This window comes from Streptomyces sp. SLBN-118, assembly GCF_006715635.1.
GTDB lineage: Bacteria > Actinomycetota > Actinomycetes > Streptomycetales > Streptomycetaceae > Streptomyces.
The window spans coordinates 3,039,373-3,062,362 of record NZ_VFNP01000002.1 but is presented as its reverse complement, the minus strand read 5'-3'; the positions used below and the strand labels follow the sequence as shown (position 1 = coordinate 3,062,362).

The following is a 22,990-nucleotide window of genomic DNA, read 5'->3' as shown; positions in this document are numbered from 1 at the left end:
GTACTCTCAGCAATCGGCGGACCGCTCTTGTACCAGCCGTTAGGGTGGGGCCCCGTCCGAGACGCTCCAACGCCCCTACGGGGCGACCCCCCGGCCGGAGGGCCCGTACCTCGATGTCCGCCACCACAGCCGCGTTCGCCCCGGCGCAACCGCCAGAGTTCCCGCGGCATGTCGTCACCGCCGTGCTCGTCTCCCACGACGGCGCGCGCTGGCTTCCCGACGCCCTCGCCGGACTCATCGGCCAGGAACGCCCCGTACAGAACGTCGTCGCCGCCGACACCGGCAGCGCCGACGACTCCGCGCGGCTGATCACCGAAGCGCTCGGCGCCGAACGCGTACTGCACCTCGCACGCCGCACCGGATTCGGCACCGCCGTCGAGGAAGCCGCCCGCACCGCGGGCGTCCTCACCCCCGACGACCTGCCCTACCTGAAGCGGCCCAGCGGCTGGGACCCCGTCAGCAGGACCTGGCGCGACGACGCGTACGACATGCCCGAACTCCCCTACGGGAAACCCGTCCAGTGGCTGTGGCTGCTCCACGACGACAGCGCGCCCGCCCCCGACGCACTCGCCGAACTCCTGCGCGTGGCCGACTCCGACGAACACGCCGCGATCATCGGCCCCAAACTCCGCGGCTGGTACGACCGCAAGCAACTCCTCGAAGCAGGCGTCTCCATCGCCAACAGCGGACGTCGCTGGACCGGACTCGACCGACGCGAACAGGACCAGGGACAGCACGACCAGATCCGCACCGTCCTGTCGGTCTCCTCCGCCGGCATGCTCATCCGCCGCGATGTCTTCGAGCAGCTCGGCGGCTTCGACCGGCGCCTGCCCCTGATGCGTGACGACGTCGACCTGTGCTGGCGCGCCCACGCCGCCGGACACCGTGTCCTCGTCGCACCCGACGCCGTCATGCGGCACGCCGAAGCCGCCGCCCGCGAACGCCGCACCGTCGACTGCGCGGGCCGCTCCGTCGCCAGCCCCCACCGCGTCGACAAGGCCGGCGCCGTCTACACCCTGCTGACGAACGCACGCGCCGTCGCCCTCCCCTATGTCCTCCTGCGCATCGTCTTCGGCACCCTGCTGCGCACCCTCGCCTACCTCGTCGGCAAGGTGCCCGGCCAGGCCGTCGACGAAGTCATGGGGCTCTTCGGCACCCTGCTGCGGCCCGAACGGATCATCGCCGGACGCCGCAGAAGAGCCAAGCAGGGCGGCTCGGTGGAAGCGAGCGAACTGCGCCACCTCTTCCCGCCGCCCGGCGCGACCGTCCGCGCCACCGTCGAACAGGTCGCGGGCCACCTGGGCGCCGGATCCGACGCCGACTCGGGCGGCTCACGCCACGGCGCCGTCGAATCGGGACCCGGCGGGGACGACGCCGACTTCCTGGAGATCGAGCAGTTCGCGCGCCTGAAGAAGATCGCCCGCAAGCCAGGTCCTGTCCTCTTCGCCCTGCTGCTCCTCGTCTCGGTCATCGCCTGCCGCGACCTGTTCGGGGGCGGATCGCTCGCGGGCGGTGCCCTGCTGCCCGCGCCGTCCGACGTCTTTGGCCTCTGGTCCCGCTACGCCGACAACTGGCACCCCCTCGGCACCGGCGGCACCCAGACCGCGCCCCCCTACCTCGCGGTCCTCGCGGGCCTGTCCACCCTCTTCCTGGGCTCCACCGGCTTCGCCCTGACCGTGCTGCTCGTCTGCTCGGTCCCGCTCGCCGGACTCAGCGCGTACTTCGCCTCCCGCCCCGTCGTCGACTCCCGGCTGCTGCGGGCCTGGGCGAGCATCGCGTACGCCTTCCTGCCCGCCGCCACCGGCGCACTGGCGACCGGACGCCTTGGCACCGCGGTCCTCGCGATCCTGCTGCCGCTCATGACCCGCGCGGGCGTCGCGGCACACGGACTGCGCATCAGCGGCAGCGGGCGCGGCAGCTGGCGCGCCACCTGGGCCTACGCGCTCCTGCTCACTCTCGCGATGGCGTTCACCCCCATCGTGTGGCCGCTCGCGCTCGTCCTGGGCATCGCCGTACTGGTCCTGCGCCGCGACGACATCACGGCGTACGGGCTGCGCTTCCTCGCCGCAGTCGGCACCCCGCTGCTCGTCCTTGCCCCCTGGTCGCTCACCCTGCTGACCGGGCCGTCCGCCTTCTTCCGCGAAGCAGGGCTCGAATTCGGCACCGGATCGGCCTCGGCCCTCGACCTTCTCGGCATTAGTCCCGGTGGTCCCAAGGCCGCGGGGGGAATCCTGCTCATCGGCATCGTGCTGGCCGCGCTGGCCGCCCTGCTGCGCGGCGAGCGGCAGTTCGCGATCCGCGCCTCCTGGGCCGTCGCGCTGACCGGACTGATCTTCGCGGTGATCGCCAACGGCAGCGGCTGGGCCGGACCCGCCACCCTCGTCTACGGCATCGCCCTGCTGACCGCCGCCGTCCTGGGTGCGGAAGGCGGCCGGACCCGCGTCGCCGCCCAGGACTTCGGCTGGCGCCAGCCCGTCGCCGCCCTCATCGCCCTCGCCGCCGCCATCGCGCCCCTGCTCGCTGCGTTCAACTGGATGCTCAGCGGCGCCGCGCACCCGCTGGAGCGGCGCGACCCCGTCCAGGTCCCCGCCTTCGTGGCCGAGGAGAGCGACACCCGCGACCAGCCGCGCACCCTCGTCCTCGGCGGAACATCCGCCGCCAAGGTCTCCTACAGCCTCGTACGCGGCTCCGGCGGGCGGCTCGGCGACGCGGAACTGGCAGTGGCGGGCGGCAGCGACGCCCGTCTCGACAAGATCGTCGCGAACCTCGTGGCGGGCTCCGGCGCCGACCAGACCAGCGAGCTCAGCGGATTCGCCATCCGGTACGTCCTCGTACGCGACGGAGCACCCCGCCAGACCAGCCGCGTCCTCGACGCGACGCCCGGCCTGAGCAGGCTCAGCCAGCTCGACGGCAGCGCACTGTGGCGCGTCGACCGCCAGGTCGCGCGGGCCACGATCGTCAGCGGAAAGGGCGACCCGCTGCCCGTCGCGTCCGATGCCGTCGAGGCCCACGCCAAGATCCCCTCGGGTGCGCCGGGACGGATCCTGCGCATCGCGGACCGCGCGGACGAGGGCTGGCAGGCCACCCTCGACGGACGTGTACTGAACAAGACGGTCGTCGACGGCTGGGCCCAGGGCTTCGAACTCCCCGCGGAGGGCGGCCGGCTCGATCTGTCCTACGACGACCCCGTCACGCACACCGGCTGGATCTGGGCGCAGGGATTTCTCGCCCTTGTGCTGCTGGTGCTCGCGCTGCCGGGCAGGAGCCGGGAGATCGACGACGATCTGCCCGACGAGGAGATCGCCGTACCCGCGCAGGCGGTGGAGGGCGAAGGACGCAGGGCACGCAGGCTGCGTGCCCAGGCGGAGGCCGAAGGGGAGTCCTCGCAGGAGGAGACCGAAGCGGATCCGCACGCCCAACACCCCGCAGCCCAGGATGCCTTCGCGCAGCAGGGGCAACAGGCGTACGCGCCGCAGTCCTTCGAGGAACCGCAGTCGTTCGACGAGCCTTCGCCGTACGCGGCTGTGCCTCAACAGCCGCAGTACGGCGAGTGGGACGGGCAGTCGTACGCGGACGGCGGATACACCGCCCCGTACGGCAACGAGCAGTACCAGGGCGCTCCGTACGGTGGTGAGCAGCAGTACGCGGGCGAGCAGCAGTACGGCGGCGAGCAGTACCAGCAACAGCCGTACCAGGCCGACCAGTACCAGGACCCCTACCAGAACGCGGGCTACGGCGACGGCCAGTACCAGGAGGGGCAGCCGTACGACCCCTACGCGTACGGCGGCGACAATGAGCAGCAGCCCGGCACCGACGGCACCACCGGCAACGCGACGCGAGGCGAGTCAGAGTGAACCGCACAACGATCTCCCTGCTCGCCACCGCCACCGCACTCGCCGCGATCACCGGCCTGGCCGCGCTCACCGCGCCCGGCAGCGGCGCCGAGACGGAGGCGAAGGCCCCGGCGCGGCTGCCCGTCGAACGTTCCAGCCTGCTGTGCCCCGTCCCCAGCACCTCGGAGCTCGCCGAGACCGCGTACACCTCGTTCACGCCGGCGGGCAGGAGCGGCAACGCCAAAGAGGGCACGGCCAAGGACGGCACGGCCGAACTGAAGCCGTCCGCCGCCGCACTGGCCGACACGGACACCGCCCCGGCCAAGGACAAGCCCAAGAAGGGCGCCGCCGCGAAGGGCGCGAAGGGGGCCAAGGACGCGAAGAAGCCGTCGCCCGACAAGGCGGTCCTCGCGCTGAAGGAGCCCGGCAAGCCCGTCGCCGCCAAGGCGAGCGGGGGCGAGGCACCCGCGCTCGTCGGCACCGCCACCGGCCGCCTCGCCCCCGGCTGGACCGCCCAGCAGACCACCACGGAGACTGCGGGCGACGCGCGCGGCCTGCTCGGTGTCAGCTGCACCGGGCCCGACACCGACTTCTGGTTCCCGGGCGCGTCCACGGCCGAGGACCGTCACGACTACGTCCACCTCACCAACCCGGACGACACCCCCGCCGTGGCCGACATCGAGCTGTTCGGCAAGGACGGTGCCCTCAAGACCACGCTGACAGAAGGCATCCCCGTCCCGGCCGGATCGAGCGTCCCCGTCCTGCTGTCCACCCTGGCCTCCGCCCCGGCCGGTGATCTGACCGTCCATGTCACCACCCGCACGGGCCGCGTGGGCGCCGTACTGCGGGCCGCCGACGACAAGGCGGGCAGCGACTGGCTCACCGCATCGGCCGACCCGTCCGGCACCGCCGTGCTGCCGGGCATCCCCGCGGACGCCACCTCCGTACGCCTGGTGGCCTTCGCGCCCGGCGAGGACGACGCCGACCTCAAGGTGCAACTCGCCGGCCCGGGCGGGAAGATCATTCCGGCCGGACACGAGACGCTGCACGTCAAGTCCGGGATGACCGCGAGCGCGGATCTGCTGGACGTGACCAAGGGCGAGGCCGGTTCCCTGATCCTCAGCCCGTCCCAGAGCGGCCGGGCGACTCCGGTGGTGGCGGCGCTGCGTGTCGTACGCGGCAAGGGTGACAAGCAGGAGGTCGCCTTCATTCCGGCGACCGCGCCGGTGGGGGAGCGGGCGAGCGTCGCCGACAACCGTGCCAAGGGCTCGACGCTCTCACTGACCGCCCCGGGCGCGGCGGCCGAGGTCAGGGTCACCGCGTCGGCGGGCACGGAGGGTGGCACCCAGGTCATCAAGACCTACAAGGTCAAGGCGGGCACGACCCTCGCGGTCGTGCCGCCGGTGCCCGCCGGGCTGAAGGGCTCGTATGCGCTGACCGTGGAGATGGTGTCGGGGGGCCCGGTTCATGCCTCGCGCACGCTGGCGCTGCCGCAGGACGGGATCCCGATGTTCACGGTGCAGACGCTGCCGGACGACCGGGGGACGGTGGCGGTTCCGGAGGCGGAGCAGGACCTGTCGGTGCTCGACGACTGAGACGACAGACGGCCGAGACGGCGAGGCGGCTGAGGGGGCTGAGGGGGCGCAGAGGGGGCTGAGCGGGCTGAGGGCTCCCGTCAGTCCTGCCCGTACCGCGGGTCCACAGACTCCGGCGACAGCCCCAGCAGCTCCGCCACCTGCTCCACGACCACCTCGTGCACCAGCAGCGCCCGCTCGTCACGGTTCTTCGTACGGATCTCGACAGGCCGCCGGTAGACCACGATCCGTGCCGGGCGCCCCTTGTCGGCCGGGACCGAGCTGCCCAGCGGCACGGACTCCTCCGGCGCGCCCGGCACGTCCAGCACGAGAAAGTCGACGTCGGCCAGCTGCGGCCAGCGCCGCTCCAGCCGCTCCACCGAGTCCTGCACCAGATCACGGAAGGACTCGCCGCGGCTCGCGGCCAGGGGTACCTGAGGAGGCGCGACCGGCCCTCGCATACCGCGGCCGTGGCGGTCGCGACGGCGCGGCCGTGGCTCGGTCGGGCGGGGCGGTACAGGACTGTCCATCACTGACGCAGCGTAGCTCTCCAGGGCGCGCGGCGATCGAGTGCGCGCGCCGGGTTGGAAGCCTGTCGCTAATTGAACATTCCGGCCAAGCTTGGGTCCGGTTAAATATCTTCCAGCGATCGCGGATCTCATCGTGATTGACCTCATTTACGCCAAGTCATGACCGGATCACCGGCGGTGGCTGCGCGTGCGCTTCTCTTCCCGTGCAGGTCAGGCCAGTTGCTCCGGGAGCCCGTATGTCGGGAGTTGCACCACGACACGGTGGAGTGACCTGGTGGAGAGTCGTCGCAGCCCGCTCAAGAGTGCGGTACCGTCCAACGTCGTGAGCCCTGTACGTCGCTGTTCGCGCACCGCGTGCGGCCGCCCCGCCGTCGCGACACTGACGTACGTCTATGCCGATTCGACCGCGGTCCTCGGCCCGCTCGCCACCTATGCCGAGCCCCACTGCTACGACCTGTGCGCCGAGCACAGCGAGCGCCTGACCGCCCCGCGCGGATGGGAGGTCGTGCGCCTCACCGACGGCTCAGCCCCCGCCCGCCCCAGCGGCGACGATCTCGAAGCGCTCGCCAATGCGGTACGGGAAGCGGCGCGTCCCCAGGGGCGTACGGCCGAGGCGGGCGCGCAGAACGGCCGGCGCACGGCGGACCCGATGGAGGTCGCGCGCCGCGGCCATCTGCGGGTGCTGCGTTCCCCGGACTCCTGAGGACTCCTGAGCGAACGTTTTCGGCTCCGCGCCCGTGCGCACGGCCGCACGGGGCTGAATGCTTCCCAAGCCCGTGCGGGTACGTTGAGGCTTTGAGGTGACCGCAGAGACTTCAGGGACTTTCAGGAGGGTTGGGCCCGTGACTGCTGATCTGTCGCAGATCGTGAAGGCGTACGACGTCCGCGGGGTGGTGCCGGATCAGTGGGACAAGGCGCTGGCCGAGCTGTTCGGGGCGGCCTTCGTCCAGGTGACGGGCGCGGAGGCGATCGTTGTCGGCCACGACATGCGGCCGTCGTCGCCGGGGCTCTCGGGGGCGTTCGCGCGGGGGGCTGCGGCCAGGGGCGCGGATGTCACATTGATCGGGCTCTGCTCGACCGACCAGCTGTACTTCGCCTCGGGGCACTTCGGGCTGCCGGGTGCGATGTTCACGGCCTCGCACAATCCGGCGCAGTACAACGGCATCAAGATGTGCCGCGCGGGCGCCGCGCCGGTCGGCCAGGACACCGGCCTGGCGGACATCCGCCAACTGGTCGAGTCCTGGTCCGAACAGGGCGCTCCGGAGCCGGGGGCCGAGCCGGGCAAGGTGACCGAGCGCGACACGCTCACCGACTACGCGGCGCATCTGCTCTCGCTGGTCGACCTGTCGGCGATGCGCCCGCTCAAGGTGGTCGTGGACGCGGGCAACGGCATGGGCGGCCACACGGTCCCCACAGTCTTCGAGTCCCTGCCCGTCACCCTCGTACCGATGTACTTCGAGCTCGACGGCACCTTCCCCAACCACGAGGCGAACCCGCTGGACCCGGCGAACATCGTCGACCTTCAGGCCCGCGTCCGGTCCGAGGGCGCGGACCTGGGCCTCGCCTTCGACGGGGACGCGGACCGCTGCTTCGTCGTCGACGAGCGCGGCGAGGGCATCTCGCCGTCGGCGATCACGGCGCTGGTCGCGGCGCGCGAACTGGCGAAGCACCCCGGCGGCACGGTGATCCACAACCTGATCACCTCGTGGTCCGTCCCCGAGGTCGTCCGCGAGAACGGCGGGACTCCGGAGCGCACGCGGGTGGGCCACTCCTTCATCAAGGAGGAGATGGCCCGTACGGGAGCGATCTTCGGCGGCGAGCACTCCGCTCACTACTACTTCCGCGACTTCTGGAACGCGGACACGGGCATGCTGGCGGCCCTCCACGTCCTCGCGGCTCTGGGCTCGCAGGAGGGCCCGCTGTCGGAACTTGTCGCGCAGTACGACCGCTACAGGGGCTCGGGTGAGATCAACTCCACGGTCGACGACCAGACGGGCCGCACGGCGGCGGTGAAGGCGGCGTACGCGTCCCACGACGACGTGACGATCGACGAACTGGACGGCCTGACGGTCGCCACGCAGGACTGGTGGTTCAACCTCCGTCCGTCGAACACGGAACCGCTGCTGCGGCTGAACGTTGAGGCCCGGGACGATCAGACAATGGCAAAGGTGAGGGACGAGGTGCTGGGGCTCGTCCGGGGTACGTGAGGAGCGGCGGGGGCGGGGCGGACCCGTGTCTGCGGCACCGGGCTGACGGCACGGTGACCCCGGGCCGCGTGTGCGGGGCAGGGCCGCGGTGGGACCAGGGGCCCCGAGCCCACCGGGGTCCGGCGGGTAGCGGCTGACGTGGTCCCGCGGCGCGGCGCCGGTGAGGCGTCACCTCCGCATGGACCCGCATGGACCCGCATGGAAGCCGCTCACGCCGGGCGCCGCGGCCCGACGAACCCGCGTGCTCGGGGGAGCAGCCGGACCGGTGGTGCGGCCGACATCCCTTCCGACGGCCGATCGTCGCGCCCTGCTCACGGCGTGAAGCTGCCGCCCGCCGGTATCTGGGTCGGCGGGCCGTCCGTCCGCCGACCGGCCGAGTCGATCCGGCCAGGATCGGCCGCTCCACTGATGCCGTCCGGATCCCTGGCACCAAGGTGCCCGCACCCGGGCCGGCGGTGTCCGCCCAGGCCACTTTGTGGAAGCGGCGCCGTCCCCCCGCGGGCCAGGCAGGCCCTCCACAACACGGCGCGCGCGTCCGTCGCCAACGTCCCGGCGCCGAAGCCGGTCCATGGGCAGGCGAAGACGCCGGGGGCCCGGGGCCTCGCCCCGGTTTCCGGATGGGGTACCTCCCACGGCCGCCAAGCCGCAGTAAGAGAGCAGGCGTGAGGCGAACCGCCCCGCGTACCCACAGAACGCGCCGCACCCCTCCCCCCGGCGGTACGCTGACGTGGCCTGATCCACAGACCCGCGACCGCAAGTCCGACCCGGGGGCCGCAGCACCGCAAACCGCGGCAGCGACCCGCGCCAGCGACCGCGCCGCCCCACCCGAAGGGACACCCCCGCACATGCCGCTCGAAGCCGGCCTCCTCGAGATCCTCGCCTGCCCCGCCTGCCACGCCCCCCTCAGCGACAGCTCCGCAGCCGAGACCCCCGAGCTGATCTGCACTGGCAAGGACTGCGGCCTGGCCTACCCCGTCCGGGACGACATCCCCGTCCTCCTCGTCGACGAGGCACGCCGCCCCGCCTGACCCACAACCGCACGGCGATCGGAGGCCCAACCCCATGCTCGACGAGTCACTCCTCGACGACCCGGAAGCCCTGGCCCGCGCCGATCGCCGAGGTCTGCTCCATGGCGCAGCCGAGGCCGGGGCGCGCGTACGCACCGCGGCCCGCCACGCCGCCGAGGCAGGTATCGCCGAGCTGAAGCCCGAGGGCCGCCCGCGCGCCGTCCTCGTCGCCGGTCCCGGCCATGCCGCCACCGGAGTCGCTGACCTGATCGGCGCCCTGGCCGGTGCGTCCGCCCCTGTCACCCGGCTGCACCCCACCGGCGTCGCACCCGCCGCCGGCGCCCTGCGCTGGGCGCTCCCGGGCTGGGCGGGCTCCCTCGACCTGCTGCTCATCGCGACCACCGACGGCAGTGAACCCGGCCTCGCCCTCCTCGCCGAGCAGGCGTACCGCCGCGGGTCCACGGTCGTCGCCGTGGCTCCGCTGGGCTCCCCGCTCGTGGAGGCCGTCGACGGAACCCACGGCATGGTCGTCCCGATGGCCAAGGCCCCGCACGAGCTGTATGAGGAGACGCAGGCCGCGAGCCCCGGCGCCCTGTGGGCCCTGTTCACCCCGCTCCTGGCCCTCCTCGACCGGGTCGGACTTCTGGAGGCTTCTCAGGAGACCCTGGCGAAGGTGGCCGACCGCCTGGACAAGACCGCCGAACGCTGCGGCCCGGCCATCGCCACGTACAGCAATCCGGCCAAGACACTCGCGGCCGAGCTCGCCGACAGCCTTCCGCTGATCTGGACGGAGGGCCCGGGCGCCGGCCCGGCCGGCCGCCGCTTCACGGCCGTACTGGCCGAGCTGGCCGGCTGCCCCGCCCTCGTCGCCGAGCTGCCCGAGGCGCTGCCCGCGCACGGCGGGCTTCTCGTGGGTGACTTCGCCCTGGGCGCCGACCCGGAGGACTTTTTCCGGGACCGCGTCGAGGAGCCGCAGGCCCTCCATGCCCGGGTGGTACTGCTGCGAGACCGCCCCATCGGCGGCCTCACCGCCGCCCCCGCCGCCCGCGAACTCGCGCTCAGCCACGACACCCCCATCAGTGAGCTCGAACCGGAGGACGGCTCCGAGCTGGAGTCGATCGCCGAACTTCTTGCGATCACCGACTTCGCCGCCGTCTACCTGGCTCTGGCGGACACCGGCGCGCACCCGTAACCGTCCCGACGCTGCTCGTGCACGGCACCGCCACGCCGCAGCCGCCACAGCGCGCAAGCGTCCCCCGTAGCCGTTAACGGCGCGCAAGACGTCACCACGAGAACCGGGAAGAACACAGACCATGGACCGCCTCTCCAACACCGTGCGCCCCTACGCCTGGGGATCCACGACCGCCATCCCGGAGCTGCTCGGCATCGCCCCCAACGGCGAGCCCCAGGCCGAGATGTGGATGGGCGCCCACCCCGGGGCACCCTCGCGCGTCACGCGTGACCATGAGGAGCGACCGCTCTCCGAGGTCATCGCCGCCGACCCCGTACGCGAACTGGGCGCCGCCGCCGTCGACAGGTTCGGCCCCCGTCTGCCCTTCCTCCTCAAGATCCTCGCGGCCGGCGCCCCCCTCTCCCTCCAGGTCCACCCGAACCTCGCCCAGGCCAAGGAGGGTTACGCAGCTGAGGAGAGCGCGGGCGTCCCGATCGACGCCCCGCACCGCAACTACAAGGACGCCAACCACAAGCCCGAACTGATCTGCGCGCTCACCCCCTTCGAGGGCCTGTGCGGTTTCCGCCCGCCCCTTGAAGCCGCCGATGTCCTCGCCGGTCTCGACGTGGACTCGCTCAAGCCGTACGTCGACCTTCTGCACGCCCACCCGGAGGCGGCCGCACTGCGCGAGGTCCTGACCGCGGTGCTGGGCGCCGATCCCCAAGAGATGGCGGCCACCGTCACCGACGCCGCGGCCGCCTGCGAGAGGCTCGGCGGCGACTACGCCCCCTACGCCGCCCTCGCGCACCACTTCCCAGGCGACCCGGGCGTGATCGCTGCCATGCTGCTCAACCATGTCCAACTGCAGCCCGGCGAGGCCCTGTTCCTCGGCGCCGGAGTCCCCCACGCCTATATCGACGGCCTCGGCGTGGAGATCATGGCCAACTCCGACAACGTGCTGCGCTGCGGACTGACGCCGAAGCACGTGGACGTTCCCGAACTGCTTCGTGTCGTTCGCTTCGAGGCGGGCGACCCGGGCATCCTGCGCCCCGAGGCCTCGCCCGAGGGCGAGGAGGTGTACGAAACGCCGATCGAGGAGTTCCGGCTCTCCCGCTATGTCGTCGCGGCCGGAGCCGCGCCTCGCGACCTGACGGCCCGCACCCCGCAGATCCTGCTCTGCACGGCGGGCACGGTCCGCGTCGGTGAACTCGCCGTCTCCCCGGGCCAGTCCGTCTTTGTCCCGGCGGGCGAAAAGGTCGAAGTGTCCGGAGTTGGCACGGTCTTCCGTGCCACCGTGGTGGTCTGACGCGCCCTCTCAGCCGCGGGCTGCAACAATGACGCACCGCAAAGGACGGGCAAAGCCCATGAGGCGTACGGCACGGGGCGTACGGCACCGGGCAGGCGAACGGCACCAGGGCATACGAAGGGACTGCAGGAACAGATGAGCGCTTCAGGCGGAACAAGGGCGATCGTGGCGGCACTTGCCGCCAACCTCGCGATCGCGGTGTCGAAGTTCGTGGCGTTCCTCTTCAGTGGCTCGTCCTCGATGCTCGCCGAAGCGGTTCACTCGGTCGCCGACTCCGGAAACCAGGGCCTCCTGCTGCTCGGCGGCAAGAAGGCCGAGCGTGAGGCCACCCCGCAGCACCCCTTCGGCTACGGCCGCGAGCGCTACATCTATGCCTTCCTCGTCTCCATCGTGCTCTTCTCGGTCGGCGGCATGTTCGCGATCTACGAGGGTTACGAGAAGATCAAGCACCCCCACGAGATCGAGGACTGGTACTGGCCGATCGGCGTCCTCGTCTTCGCGATCGTCGCCGAGTCCTTCTCGTTCCGTACGGCCATAAAGGAGTCGAACGAGACACGTGGCGAGCTCTCCTGGACGGAGTACATCCGCCGCGCCAAGGCCCCCGAACTCCCCGTCGTCCTCCTTGAGGACCTGGGCGCGCTGGTCGGTCTGGTCCTGGCCCTCGGCGGCGTCGGCATCGCCCTGGCCACGGGCGACGGCGTCTGGGACGGCATCGGAACGCTCTGCATCGGCGTCCTGCTCATCGTCATCGCGCTCGTCCTGGCGGCCGAGACGAAGTCCCTGCTGCTGGGCGAGGCGGCCGGTACGGATCAGATCGAGAAGATCAAGGCGGCCGCCGTCGACGGTGAAGGCGTCACCGGCATCATCCACATGCGCACGCTCCACCTCGGTCCGGAGGAACTGCTGGTCGCCGCGAAGATCGCGGTACAGCACGACGACACGGCCGCCCAGGTCGCCAATGCGATCAACGCCGCCGAGGACCGTATCCGCACCGCCGTGCCCATCGCGCGCGTGATCTACCTGGAGCCCGACATCTACAGCGAGTCGGCGGCCGCGGCGGGCGCCAACCCGGCCAAGGCCCCGGGCGGCCCGGGCCCGGACGCCGCACACTGAGCCGTGCGAACCCGTCGATCGGCCCGGTGAGACCGCGGTTGACCGGATCCCGGCCCCGGGCGGGCTGGGGTACGCCGGGTCGATCGGTGTAGATTCGTGACCAGAGTCAGACGTCGCTGCTGATGGCGGTCGGGCGGTCCCCTTGCCGGGACCGGCCGAGGGAGAGAGGGCCTCCGACGGACTGCAATGCGAGCGCCCGGGCATTCCTGTGTCCGCCGCCGCAGAGCCAGCCGTACCCAGACCCTCGACCCACACCACGAGGAGCAGCTCGCATGTCGACTGTCGCCACTGGCCAGGACTTCAAGGTCGCCGACCTTTCCCTCGCCGCCTTCGGCCGCAAGGAGATCACTCTCGCCGAGCACGAGATGCCCGGCCTGATGTCCATCCGCAAGGAGTTCGCCGCCAGCCAGCCTCTGGCGGGTGCGCGCATCACCGGCTCTCTGCACATGACCGTGCAGACCGCCGTACTCATCGAGACCCTGGTCGCCCTCGGCGCCGAGGTCCGCTGGGCGTCGTGCAACATCTTCTCCACCCAGGACCACGCGGCCGCGGCCATCGCGGTCGGCCCGAACGGCACCCCGGAAGCCCCCCAGGGCGTCCCGGTCTTCGCCTGGAAGGGCGAGACGCTGGAGGAGTACTGGTGGTGCACGGAGCAGGCGCTGACCTGGCCGAACACCCCCACCGGCGGCCCGAACATGATCCTCGACGACGGTGGCGACGCCACCCTCCTCGTCCACAAGGGCGTGGAGTTCGAGAAGGCGGGCGCGGCCCCGGACCCCTCGACTGCGGACAGCGAGGAGTACGGCCAAATCCTCACCCTGCTGAACCGCACGCTGGGCGAGTCCCCGCAGAAGTGGACCCACCTGGCGTCCGAGATTCGCGGCGTCACCGAGGAGACCACGACCGGTGTTCACCGCCTGTACGAGATGCACCGTGACGGCACCCTCCTGTTCCCGGCGATCAACGTCAACGACGCCGTCACCAAGTCGAAGTTCGACAACAAGTACGGCTGCCGCCACTCCCTGATCGACGGCATCAACCGCGCCACCGACGTCTTGATCGGCGGCAAGACCGCCGTCGTCTGCGGCTACGGCGACGTGGGCAAGGGCTGCGCCGAGTCGCTGCGTGGGCAGGGCGCCCGGGTGATCATCACGGAGATCGACCCGATCTGCGCGCTGCAGGCCGCCATGGACGGCTACCAGGTCACCACGCTCGACGAGGTCATCGACAAGGCCGACATCTTCGTCACGACCACCGGCAACAAGGACATCATCATGGCCGCGGACATGGCCAAGATGAAGCACCAGGCGATCGTGGGCAACATCGGCCACTTCGACAACGAGATCGACATGGCCGGCCTGGCGCAGATCCCGGGCATCATCAAGGACGAGGTCAAGCCGCAGGTGCACACCTGGACCTTCTCCGACGGCAAGGTGCTGATCGTGCTGTCCGAAGGCCGCCTGCTGAACCTGGGCAACGCGACCGGTCACCCCTCATTCGTGATGTCCAACAGCTTCGCGGACCAGACGCTGGCCCAGATCGAGCTGTTCACCAAGCCCGAGGAGTACCCGACCGACGTCTACGTGCTGCCCAAGCACCTGGACGAGAAGGTCGCCCGGCTCCACCTGGACGCACTCGGCGTGAAGCTGACGACGCTCCGCCCGGAGCAGGCCGCCTACATCGGCGTCGAAGTCGACGGCCCGTACAAGTCCGACCACTACCGCTACTGATCGGCCACTCCTGATCAGTCAGCACTTCTGATCGGCTACTGACACACCTCGGCAGCCATCGGCGACAGGTACCAGCGGTACCAGGCAGGCCCCCGCACCCCCGTGTCGGGGGCCTGCCCCATACCCTCCCCGAACGGCTCCGGCTCCACCGCACGAGCCTCACCGCACAAGGACACCTACGCCCCCATGCCCCGCGGCCGTTATTCGCTCCACGATCCGCACGATCACACCCCCCTCGGCGAAGAACACTTCCAATGCGCCCCCGGCCCCTCCGGCTGGCGTTACGTCTCCCAGATCACCACCCCCTCCGGCGATCACGCCGGCTCCGTCGATCTCGCCCTCGACGAACTCGGCCGTCCCATCCGTCTCGAACTCCACGCCGGGAGCTGGCAGGTCCGCGGTGCCGCCATCGACGGCGTCACCTGGGTCCGTACCGACCCCACCGGCACGCATGCCACCGAAGGCAATGTCCGCGCCCATGCCTTCACGGGCAGATCCCCCGCTTTCCTTGTCGCCCTCTCACGTCTCCTGCGCCTCACCCCCGACTCCCCGGCGACGCGCGTACGCCTCGTCGCCTTCACGGATCCTGTCCTCGCCCCCCGCACACTCGATCAGTCCTGGGCCCTGATGAAGAGTGAAGCGCATGCCACTGACAATGGCCCCCTGACCGTGGACGAATACCAGGTCAGCGCCCTGGACACGGGAGAGCAGCACGTCGTGCACATCGCCGGGGACGTGGTGCTGGCAGCCCCCGGCATCGAACTCGAAGACCTGGAGAGCCCCCCCTCGGTCTTCCCCTGACGACCAATGTGGGTGCGACGGGCAGGCCTACGTCGGTGATCGGCTCACCCGGTCACGACCTACGCAGGCGGCGCGAACCCCGTGGCCTGCTGCGGCGGCTGAGGCTGCGACGGCGGCTGCTGCGGCTGCGGCGACTCGGCCGCGGCGCGGGCCAAAGGCCACGGCGCCGGTTCGCCTCCTGTTGTCACCCCGCCGGAAGGCGCAGCCCCCACCAACGGAGCCGATGCCCCCGCGGTGGCCGAAACGTTCGCACCCGGCAGCCCGGTCGCCTGCGCGCTGCTGCCGTCCGCCCGCGCATTGGCTCCCACGCGGAAAGCCCGCCGCGCATCGCGCGCCTGCCGCTCGTTCACCACGGCTGCCAGAAACGCCGCCGGCGGCACCCCGTCCGGCGCCGGAGCCCCCGTGCGCGCCGCGAGATCGCCGGCCAGCCGCACCGCCATCGACCAGTTCACGGCCGGGTCCAGCTGCCTCATCCGCGTCAGGTACTGACGTATCGCGAGCCAGAGATCGTCCGGCACCCCCGACAGATCCAGCTCGGAGAACCGCCCCACAAGCCACGGCGGCGGAGGCGGTGTCACCATTCCCCGCGAGGCCGGCATCCGCTCCCTTATTACCAGCGTGCCCGCGAACACATCGCCGATACGCCGCCCCCTGGCCGACACCAGCGAGGCGATACAGGCAATGACCCCGAACGACATAAGGATCTCCACCACACCCATCGCCCCGCGCACCAACGCGTGCCGGAACCGGATCGGCCCTCCGTCGTCACGCACCACCCGCAGCCCACAGGCGAGCTTCCCCAGGGAGCGGCCATGACTGAGCGTCTCCACGGCTATCGGCGCCCCGACAAGGACAAGCAGAAACGTCGCGATCGACACGGCCATCACCGCCGCCTCGTCCAGCGAGGCCGTCGCCACCGCGAGCCCGATCGACACCATGAAATAGGCGGCGAACACGACCACAAGATCGATCACGACAGCGAGTGCCCGGCTCGGCAGTTTCGCCGGCTGCAGCCCCAGTACGACCGCATCCCCCGTCACAAGCGCACTCACTGTTGCCCGCCCTTCGCCATCGACCTACTCCGCCCCTTGATTCCTCAGTCTGCCAAGCTGGCCCGCAGCGCGCCGCAGTAGTACGGACCGTACGCACCCAGTGCCTGGAGCAGCAGCCGACCATGGACCTCGACGTCTTCGTGACCGCCCACCGTGCCGAGTGGGACCGCCTGGATCACCTTCTGCGCAGAGGACGCCGCCTCACCGGCGCCGAGGCCGACGAGCTGGTCGCCCTCTACCAGCGCACGGCGACCCATCTCTCGCTCATCCAGTCCAGCGCCCCGGACCCGATGCTGACGGGCAGGCTCACCCAGCTCGTCGCTCGCGCCCGCTCGACGGTGACGGGCACGCGCCGCGCCACATGGCGCGACGCGGTCCGCTTCCTCACCGCCGGTTTCCCCGCGGCCGTCTACCGATCACGGCAATGGTGGATACCCACCGCCGTCCTCTCCACGGTCCTCGCCGCGATCATCGGCTGGTGGATCGGCACGCACCCCGAGGTCCAGGCGACGATTGCCGCACCGGAAGAGCTCCGCCGGCTCACCCGCCCGGGAGGTGAGTACGAGACGTATTACTCCAGCCACCCCGCGGCCTCCTTCGCCGCCCAGGTCTGGACGAACAATGCCCAGGCCGCGGCCATGTGCCTGACCCTTGGCGCGTTCCTGTGCATTCCAGTGATCTGGATCCTCTTCCTCAACGTGCTGAACCTGGGCGTCGGCATCGGCCTCATGTCGTCGGCGGGCCGCCTCGACACCTTCCTGGGCCTTGTCCTCCCGCACGGTCTGCTGGAGCTGACGGCCGTCTTCGTCGCCGCGGGCACGGGCCTACGCCTGGGCTGGACGGTGATTGACCCGGGCCCCCAATCCCGCCGGACAGCCCTCGCCCAGCAGGGCCGCGCGGCGATCGGCATGGCCATTGGCCTCGCGCTCGTCCTGTTCGTGTCCGGAGTGATCGAAGGCTTCGTGACCCCTTCGGGGCTGCCGACCTGGGCGCGTATCGCCATCGGCATCGCTGCTGAGCTGGCCTTTCTGGCGTACGTCTACATCCTGGGCGGCCGAGCGGCCGGAGATGGTGACACGGGTGACCTGGACGCAGCAGACCGCAGCGCCGAGCTCCCGGCGGCTGCCTGATGTGCAACCACCACTTCTGACCTGCTAGTCTCCTCACCGCCCACAAAACCGTTGACACGGCACGAGTGGGGAGGTAGATTCAAACGGTTGCCTGGAACTGGACAAGTTCGAGTGTGACCGCTAGTGTCTCTCTCGCTCTCAACGGAAATTCAATTTCCGCAGAGCCTTCCGATTCAAATCCGGATCACAAGGTCGATTAGCTCGGCCGAAATGTTTCTGATAAAGTCGGGTCAGCCGAAAGGCAATGGCCTTCCAACGGCCGCTGGAATCGAATTCCTCACCGGAAACGGAGCGGAAATAGAGTCTGGTAAGGTTGGAAATGCAAGACCGAAGGGAAGCGCCCGGAGGAAAGCCCGTGAGGGTGAGTACGAAGGAAGCGTCCGTTCCTTGAGAACTCAACAGCGTGCCAAAAGTCAACGCCAGATTGACAACCCCGGCCCATTTCGGTGGGTTGGAGGTTCCTTTGAAAGTCCTGTCGGCCCTTGTGGCGGGCAGGCGAAAACACAGCGAGGACGCTGTGGACGACTGGTCTTATTCCGACTGGTTGTCCCGCTCTTGTGGTGTTGAACCCGATTACGGGTAAACATTCATGGAGAGTTTGATCCTGGCTCAGGACGAACGCTGGCGGCGTGCTTAACACATGCAAGTCGAACGATGAAGCCCTTCGGGGTGGATTAGTGGCGAACGGGTGAGTAACACGTGGGCAATCTGCCCTTCACTCTGGGACAAGCCCTGGAAACGGGGTCTAATACCGGATACCACCTCCCGAGGCATCTTGGGGGGTTGAAAGCTCCGGCGGTGAAGGATGAGCCCGCGGCCTATCAGCTTGTTGGTGGGGTGATGGCCTACCAAGGCGACGACGGGTAGCCGGCCTGAGAGGGCGACCGGCCACACTGGGACTGAGACACGGCCCAGACTCCTACGGGAGGCAGCAGTGGGGAATATTGCACAATGGGCGAAAGCCTGATGCAGCGACGCCGCGTGAGGGATGACGGCCTTCGGGTTGTAAACCTCTTTCAGCAGGGAAGAAGCGCAAGTGACGGTACCTGCAGAAGAAGCGCCGGCTAACTACGTGCCAGCAGCCGCGGTAATACGTAGGGCGCAAGCGTTGTCCGGAATTATTGGGCGTAAAGAGCTCGTAGGCGGCTTGTCACGTCGGATGTGAAAGCCCGGGGCTTAACCCCGGGTCTGCATTCGATACGGGCTAGCTAGAGTGTGGTAGGGGAGATCGGAATTCCTGGTGTAGCGGTGAAATGCGCAGATATCAGGAGGAACACCGGTGGCGAAGGCGGATCTCTGGGCCATTACTGACGCTGAGGAGCGAAAGCGTGGGGAGCGAACAGGATTAGATACCCTGGTAGTCCACGCCGTAAACGTTGGGAACTAGGTGTTGGCGACATTCCACGTCGTCGGTGCCGCAGCTAACGCATTAAGTTCCCCGCCTGGGGAGTACGGCCGCAAGGCTAAAACTCAAAGGAATTGACGGGGGCCCGCACAAGCAGCGGAGCATGTGGCTTAATTCGACGCAACGCGAAGAACCTTACCAAGGCTTGACATATACCGGAAAGCATCAGAGATGGTGCCCCCCTTGTGGTCGGTATACAGGTGGTGCATGGCTGTCGTCAGCTCGTGTCGTGAGATGTTGGGTTAAGTCCCGCAACGAGCGCAACCCTTGTTCTGTGTTGCCAGCATGCCCTTCGGGGTGATGGGGACTCACAGGAGACTGCCGGGGTCAACTCGGAGGAAGGTGGGGACGACGTCAAGTCATCATGCCCCTTATGTCTTGGGCTGCACACGTGCTACAATGGCCGGTACAAAGAGCTGCGATGCCGCGAGGCGGAGCGAATCTCAAAAAGCCGGTCTCAGTTCGGATTGGGGTCTGCAACTCGACCCCATGAAGTCGGAGTTGCTAGTAATCGCAGATCAGCATTGCTGCGGTGAATACGTTCCCGGGCCTTGTACACACCGCCCGTCACGTCACGAAAGTCGGTAACACCCGAAGCCGGTGGCCCAACCCCTTGTGGGAGGGAGCTGTCGAAGGTGGGACTGGCGATTGGGACGAAGTCGTAACAAGGTAGCCGTACCGGAAGGTGCGGCTGGATCACCTCCTTTCTAAGGAGCATCTAGGCCCTGTCACAGGGGTCCAGAGCCACTACGTCGGCAAATGTCCGACGGTGGTCAGCTCATGGGTGGAACGTTGACTATTCGGCACGGTTTCAGGGCTTCACTAGTACTGCTTCGGCGTGGAACGTGTGGTCAGGGGATCGTGCCGGGCGCGCTGTTGGGTGTCTGAGGGTGCGAGCGTGAGCTCGTCCTTCGGGATGCCGGCCCCGGTGAACTCGCCCTGTTGGGTGGGGTGGTGGGTGGCTGGTCGTTGCTTGAGAACTGCACAGTGGACGCGAGCATCTGTGGCCAAGTTTTTAAGGGCGCACGGTGGATGCCTTGGCACCAGGAACCGATGAAGGACGTGGGAGGCCACGATAGTCCCCGGGGAGCCGTCAACCAGGCTTTGATCCGGGGGTTTCCGAATGGGGAAACCCGGCAGTCGTCATGGGCTGTCACCCGCTGCTGAACACATAGGCAGTGTGGAGGGAACGAGGGGAAGTGAAACATCTCAGTACCCTCAGGAAGAGAAAACAACCGTGATTCCGGGAGTAGTGGCGAGCGAAACCGGATGAGGCCAAACCGTATGCGTGTGATACCCGGCAGGGGTTGCGCATACGGGGTTGTGGGATCTCTTTTTCATTGTCTGCCGGCGATGAGACGAGTCAGAAACCGTTGATGTAGGCGAAGGACATGCGAAAGGTCCGGCGTAGAGGGTAAGACCCCCGTAGCTGAAACGTCAGCGGCTCGTTTAAGAGACACCCAAGTAGCACGGGGCCCGAGAAATCCCGTGTGAATCTGGCGGGACCACCCGTTAAGCCTAAATATTCCCTGGTGACCGATAGCGGATAGTACCGTGAGGGAATGGTGAAAAGTACCGCGGGAGCGGAGTGAAATAGTACCTGAAACCGTGTGCCTACAAGCCGTGGGAGCGTCGCGTGCAGAGCTTGCTCTGTGCGTCGTGACTGCGTGCCTTTTGAAGAATGAGCCTGCGAGTTTGCGGTGTGTTGCGAGGTTAACCCGTGTGGGGAAGCCGTAGCGAAAGCGAGTCCGAACAGGGCGGTTTAGTAGCGCGCTCAAGACCCGAAGCGGAGTGATCTAGCCATGGGCAGGTTGAAGCGGAGGTAAGACTTCGTGGAGGACCGAACCCACCAGGGTTGAAAACCTGGGGGATGACCTGTGGTTAGGGGTGAAAGGCCAATCAAACTCCGTGATAGCTGGTTCTCCCCGAAATGCATTTAGGTGCAGCGTCGTGTGTTTCTTGCCGGAGGTAGAGCACTGGATAGGCGATGGGCCCTACCGGGTTACTGACCTTAGCCAAACTCCGAATGCCGGTAAGTGAGAGCGCGGCAGTGAGACTGTGGGGGATAAGCTCCATGGTCGAGAGGGAAACAGCCCAGAGCATCGACTAAGGCCCCTAAGCGTACGCTAAGTGGGAAAGGATGTGGAGTCGCAGAGACAACCAGGAGGTTGGCTTAGAAGCAGCCACCCTTGAAAGAGTGCGTAATAGCTCACTGGTCAAGTGATTCCGCGCCGACAATGTAGCGGGGCTCAAGCGTACCGCCGAAGTCGTGTCATTCACACATGATCCCCAACGGGAGTGTGGATGGGTAGGGGAGCGTCGTGTGCCGGGTGAAGCCGCCGCGTAAGCGAGTGGTGGACGGTTCACGAGTGAGAATGCAGGCATGAGTAGCGATACACACGTGAGAAACGTGTGCGCCGATTGACTAAGGGTTCCTGGGTCAAGCTGATCTGCCCAGGGTAAGTCGGGACCTAAGGCGAGGCCGACAGGCGTAGTCGATGGACAACCGGTTGATATTCCGGTACCCGCTTTGAAACGCCCAGTACTGAACCCTCTGATGCTAAGGCCGTGAAGCCGTCCTGGATCCTTCGGGTGAAGGGGAGTGGTGGAGCCGCCGGTCCAAGGTGGTAGTAGGTAAGCGATGGGGTGACGCAGGAAGGTAGTCCAGCCCGGGCGGTGGTTGTCCCGGGGTAAGGGTGTAGGCCGTGTGATAGGCAAATCCGTCACACATTGAGGCTGAGACCTGATGCCGAGCCGATTGTGGTGAAGTGGATGATCCTATGCTGTCGAGAAAAGCCTCTAGCGAGTTTCATGGCGGCCCGTACCCTAAACCGACTCAGGTGGTCAGGTAGAGAATACCGAGGCGTTCGGGTGAACTATGGTTAAGGAACTCGGCAAAATGCCCCCGTAACTTCGGGAGAAGGGGGGCCATCTTTGGTGATCGGACGTGCTCCGTGAGCTGGGGGTGGCCGCAGAGACCAGCGAGAAGCGACTGTTTACTAAAAACACAGGTCCGTGCGAAGCCGTAAGGCGATGTATACGGACTGACGCCTGCCCGGTGCTGGAACGTTAAGGGGACCGGTTAGTCACATTTCGGTGTGGCGAAGCTGAGAACTTAAGCGCCAGTAAACGGCGGTGGTAACTATAACCATCCTAAGGTAGCGAAATTCCTTGTCGGGTAAGTTCCGACCTGCACGAATGGCGTAACGACTTCTCGACTGTCTCAACCATAGGCCCGGTGAAATTGCACTACGAGTAAAGATGCTCGTTTCGCGCAGCAGGACGGAAAGACCCCGGGACCTTTACTACAGTTTGATATTGGTGTTCGGTTCGGCTTGTGTAGGATAGGTGGGAGACTGTGAAGCTTGGACGCCAGTTCAGGTGGAGTCGTCGTTGAAATACCACTCTGGTCGTGCTGGATGTCTAACCTGGGTCCGTGATCCGGATCAGGGACAGTGTCTGATGGGTAGTTTAACTGGGGCGGTTGCCTCCCAAAGGGTAACGGAGGCGCCCAAAGGTTCCCTCAGCCTGGTTGGCAATCAGGTGTTGAGTGTAAGTGCACAAGGGAGCTTGACTGTGAGACCGACGGGTCGAGCAGGGACGAAAGTCGGGACTAGTGATCCGGCGGTGGCTTGTGGAAGCGCCGTCGCTCAACGGATAAAAGGTACCCCGGGGATAACAGGCTGATCTTCCCCAAGAGTCCATATCGACGGGATGGTTTGGCACCTCGATGTCGGCTCGTCGCATCCTGGGGCTGGAGTCGGTCCCAAGGGTTGGGCTGTTCGCCCATTAAAGCGGTACGCGAGCTGGGTTTAGAACGTCGTGAGACAGTTCGGTCCCTATCCGCTGTGCGCGTAGGAGTCTTGAGAAGGGCTGTCCCTAGTACGAGAGGACCGGGACGGACGAACCTCTGGTGTGCCAGTTGTCCTGCCAAGGGCATGGCTGGTTGGCTACGTTCGGAAAGGATAACCGCTGAAAGCATCTAAGCGGGAAGCCTGCTTCGAGATGAGGACTCCCACCCCCTTTGAGGGGTTAAGGCTCCCAGTAGACGACTGGGTTGATAGGCCAGATGTGGAAGCCCCGCAAGGGGTGGAGCTGACTGGTACTAATAGGCCGAGGGCTTGTCCTCAG

At 67.9% G+C, this 22,990-nt stretch carries 13 protein-coding genes and 2 rRNA genes; 13 read left to right on the top strand and 2 right to left on the bottom strand.

The genetic code is table 11. The features are described 5' to 3' along the window. The first annotated feature begins 113 nt into the window (after nt 1–113). Both FBY35_RS32335 and FBY35_RS32330 read left to right on the top strand, forming a co-directional pair. Nucleotides 114–3,854 carry a glycosyltransferase gene (locus tag FBY35_RS32335; protein WP_142217471.1) on the top strand — a complete coding sequence of 1,247 codons (3,741 nt, stop codon included), beginning with the start codon at nt 114–116 and terminating at the stop codon, nt 3,852–3,854. Further along, nucleotides 3,851–5,428 (top strand): DUF5719 family protein, encoded by a 1,578-nt coding sequence (locus FBY35_RS32330; protein ID WP_142217470.1) that lies wholly within the window; start codon nt 3,851–3,853, stop codon nt 5,426–5,428. The genes FBY35_RS32335 and FBY35_RS32330 overlap by 4 nt, the downstream gene beginning before the upstream one ends. 80 nt (nt 5,429–5,508) lie before the next feature. On the opposite strand, the gene FBY35_RS32325 is transcribed toward FBY35_RS32330, so the two are convergent. Further along, nucleotides 5,509–5,937, bottom strand: a complete 429-nt coding sequence (locus tag FBY35_RS32325; protein ID WP_142218287.1) for a metallopeptidase family protein — start codon at nt 5,935–5,937, stop codon at nt 5,509–5,511. 274 nt (nt 5,938–6,211) lie between these two features. Between FBY35_RS32325 and FBY35_RS32320 the strand changes: the two genes are divergently transcribed. The 8 genes from FBY35_RS32320 (at nt 6,212) to FBY35_RS32280 (ending at nt 15,272) form a co-directional block, all read left to right on the top strand. Then, nucleotides 6,212–6,640 (top strand): DUF3499 domain-containing protein, encoded by a 429-nt coding sequence (locus tag FBY35_RS32320; protein WP_142217469.1) that lies wholly within the window; start codon nt 6,212–6,214, stop codon nt 6,638–6,640. Between the two features lie 139 nt (nt 6,641–6,779). Next, nucleotides 6,780–8,144, top strand: coding sequence for a phosphomannomutase/phosphoglucomutase (locus tag FBY35_RS32315; RefSeq protein ID WP_142217468.1), 1,365 nt, complete (start codon nt 6,780–6,782; stop codon nt 8,142–8,144). Between the two features lie 845 nt (nt 8,145–8,989). Then, the gene (locus FBY35_RS32310; protein ID WP_142217467.1) at nt 8,990–9,172 is read left to right on the top strand and encodes a Trm112 family protein; all 183 of its coding nucleotides are present in this window, start codon (nt 8,990–8,992) and stop codon (nt 9,170–9,172) included. A 34-nt stretch (nt 9,173–9,206) separates the two neighbouring features. Then, nucleotides 9,207–10,343, top strand: a complete 1,137-nt coding sequence (locus FBY35_RS32305; protein ID WP_142217466.1) for an SIS domain-containing protein — start codon at nt 9,207–9,209, stop codon at nt 10,341–10,343. A gap of 121 nt (nt 10,344–10,464) precedes the next feature. Further along, nucleotides 10,465–11,628, top strand: a complete 1,164-nt coding sequence (gene manA, locus FBY35_RS32300) for a mannose-6-phosphate isomerase, class I (RefSeq protein WP_142217465.1) — start codon at nt 10,465–10,467, stop codon at nt 11,626–11,628. 135 nt (nt 11,629–11,763) lie between these two features. After that, nucleotides 11,764–12,741: a cation diffusion facilitator family transporter gene (locus FBY35_RS32295; RefSeq protein ID WP_142217464.1), complete on the top strand. Its 978-nt coding sequence runs from the start codon at nt 11,764–11,766 to the stop codon at nt 12,739–12,741. 272 nt (nt 12,742–13,013) lie between these two features. Further along, the gene (gene ahcY, locus FBY35_RS32285) at nt 13,014–14,471 is read left to right on the top strand and encodes an adenosylhomocysteinase (RefSeq protein WP_142217462.1); all 1,458 of its coding nucleotides are present in this window, start codon (nt 13,014–13,016) and stop codon (nt 14,469–14,471) included. Between the two features lie 186 nt (nt 14,472–14,657). Next, nucleotides 14,658–15,272 (top strand): hypothetical protein, encoded by a 615-nt coding sequence (locus FBY35_RS32280; RefSeq protein ID WP_142217461.1) that lies wholly within the window; start codon nt 14,658–14,660, stop codon nt 15,270–15,272. 59 nt (nt 15,273–15,331) lie between these two features. On the opposite strand, the gene FBY35_RS32275 is transcribed toward FBY35_RS32280, so the two are convergent. After that, complete coding sequence (locus tag FBY35_RS32275; RefSeq protein WP_186357117.1) at nt 15,332–16,324, bottom strand: RDD family protein; 993 nt, start codon at nt 16,322–16,324, stop codon at nt 15,332–15,334. 122 nt (nt 16,325–16,446) lie between these two features. Between FBY35_RS32275 and FBY35_RS32270 the strand changes: the two genes are divergently transcribed. From FBY35_RS32270 to FBY35_RS32260, 3 genes are all read left to right on the top strand, one after another. Next, nucleotides 16,447–17,454, top strand: a complete 1,008-nt coding sequence (locus FBY35_RS32270; protein WP_142217460.1) for a stage II sporulation protein M — start codon at nt 16,447–16,449, stop codon at nt 17,452–17,454. Between the two features lie 586 nt (nt 17,455–18,040). Next, nucleotides 18,041–19,566 (top strand): 16S ribosomal RNA (locus FBY35_RS32265). A 298-nt stretch (nt 19,567–19,864) separates the two neighbouring features. After that, a 23S ribosomal RNA gene (locus FBY35_RS32260) occupies nt 19,865–22,988 on the top strand. The 16S and 23S rRNA genes sit together here, the layout of an rRNA operon. Nucleotides 22,989–22,990: the final 2 nt, after the last annotated feature.

Bases quoted from the DNA above. Each gene is read 5' to 3' on its own strand.
- FBY35_RS32335 (WP_142217471.1), top strand. From the start codon at position 114: ATGTCCGCCACCACAGCCGCGTTCGCCCCGGCGCAACCGCCAGAGTTC.
- FBY35_RS32295 (WP_142217464.1), top strand. From the start codon at position 11,764: ATGAGCGCTTCAGGCGGAACAAGGGCGATCGTGGCGGCACTTGCCGCC.
- FBY35_RS32305 (WP_142217466.1), top strand. From the start codon at position 9,207: ATGCTCGACGAGTCACTCCTCGACGACCCGGAAGCCCTGGCCCGCGCC.
- FBY35_RS32310 (WP_142217467.1), top strand. From the start codon at position 8,990: ATGCCGCTCGAAGCCGGCCTCCTCGAGATCCTCGCCTGCCCCGCCTGC.
- ahcY (WP_142217462.1), top strand. From the start codon at position 13,014: ATGTCGACTGTCGCCACTGGCCAGGACTTCAAGGTCGCCGACCTTTCC.
- FBY35_RS32325 (WP_142218287.1), bottom strand. From the start codon at position 5,937: ATGGACAGTCCTGTACCGCCCCGCCCGACCGAGCCACGGCCGCGCCGT.
- manA (WP_142217465.1), top strand. From the start codon at position 10,465: ATGGACCGCCTCTCCAACACCGTGCGCCCCTACGCCTGGGGATCCACG.
- FBY35_RS32280 (WP_142217461.1), top strand. From the start codon at position 14,658: ATGCCCCGCGGCCGTTATTCGCTCCACGATCCGCACGATCACACCCCC.
- FBY35_RS32270 (WP_142217460.1), top strand. From the start codon at position 16,447: ATGGACCTCGACGTCTTCGTGACCGCCCACCGTGCCGAGTGGGACCGC.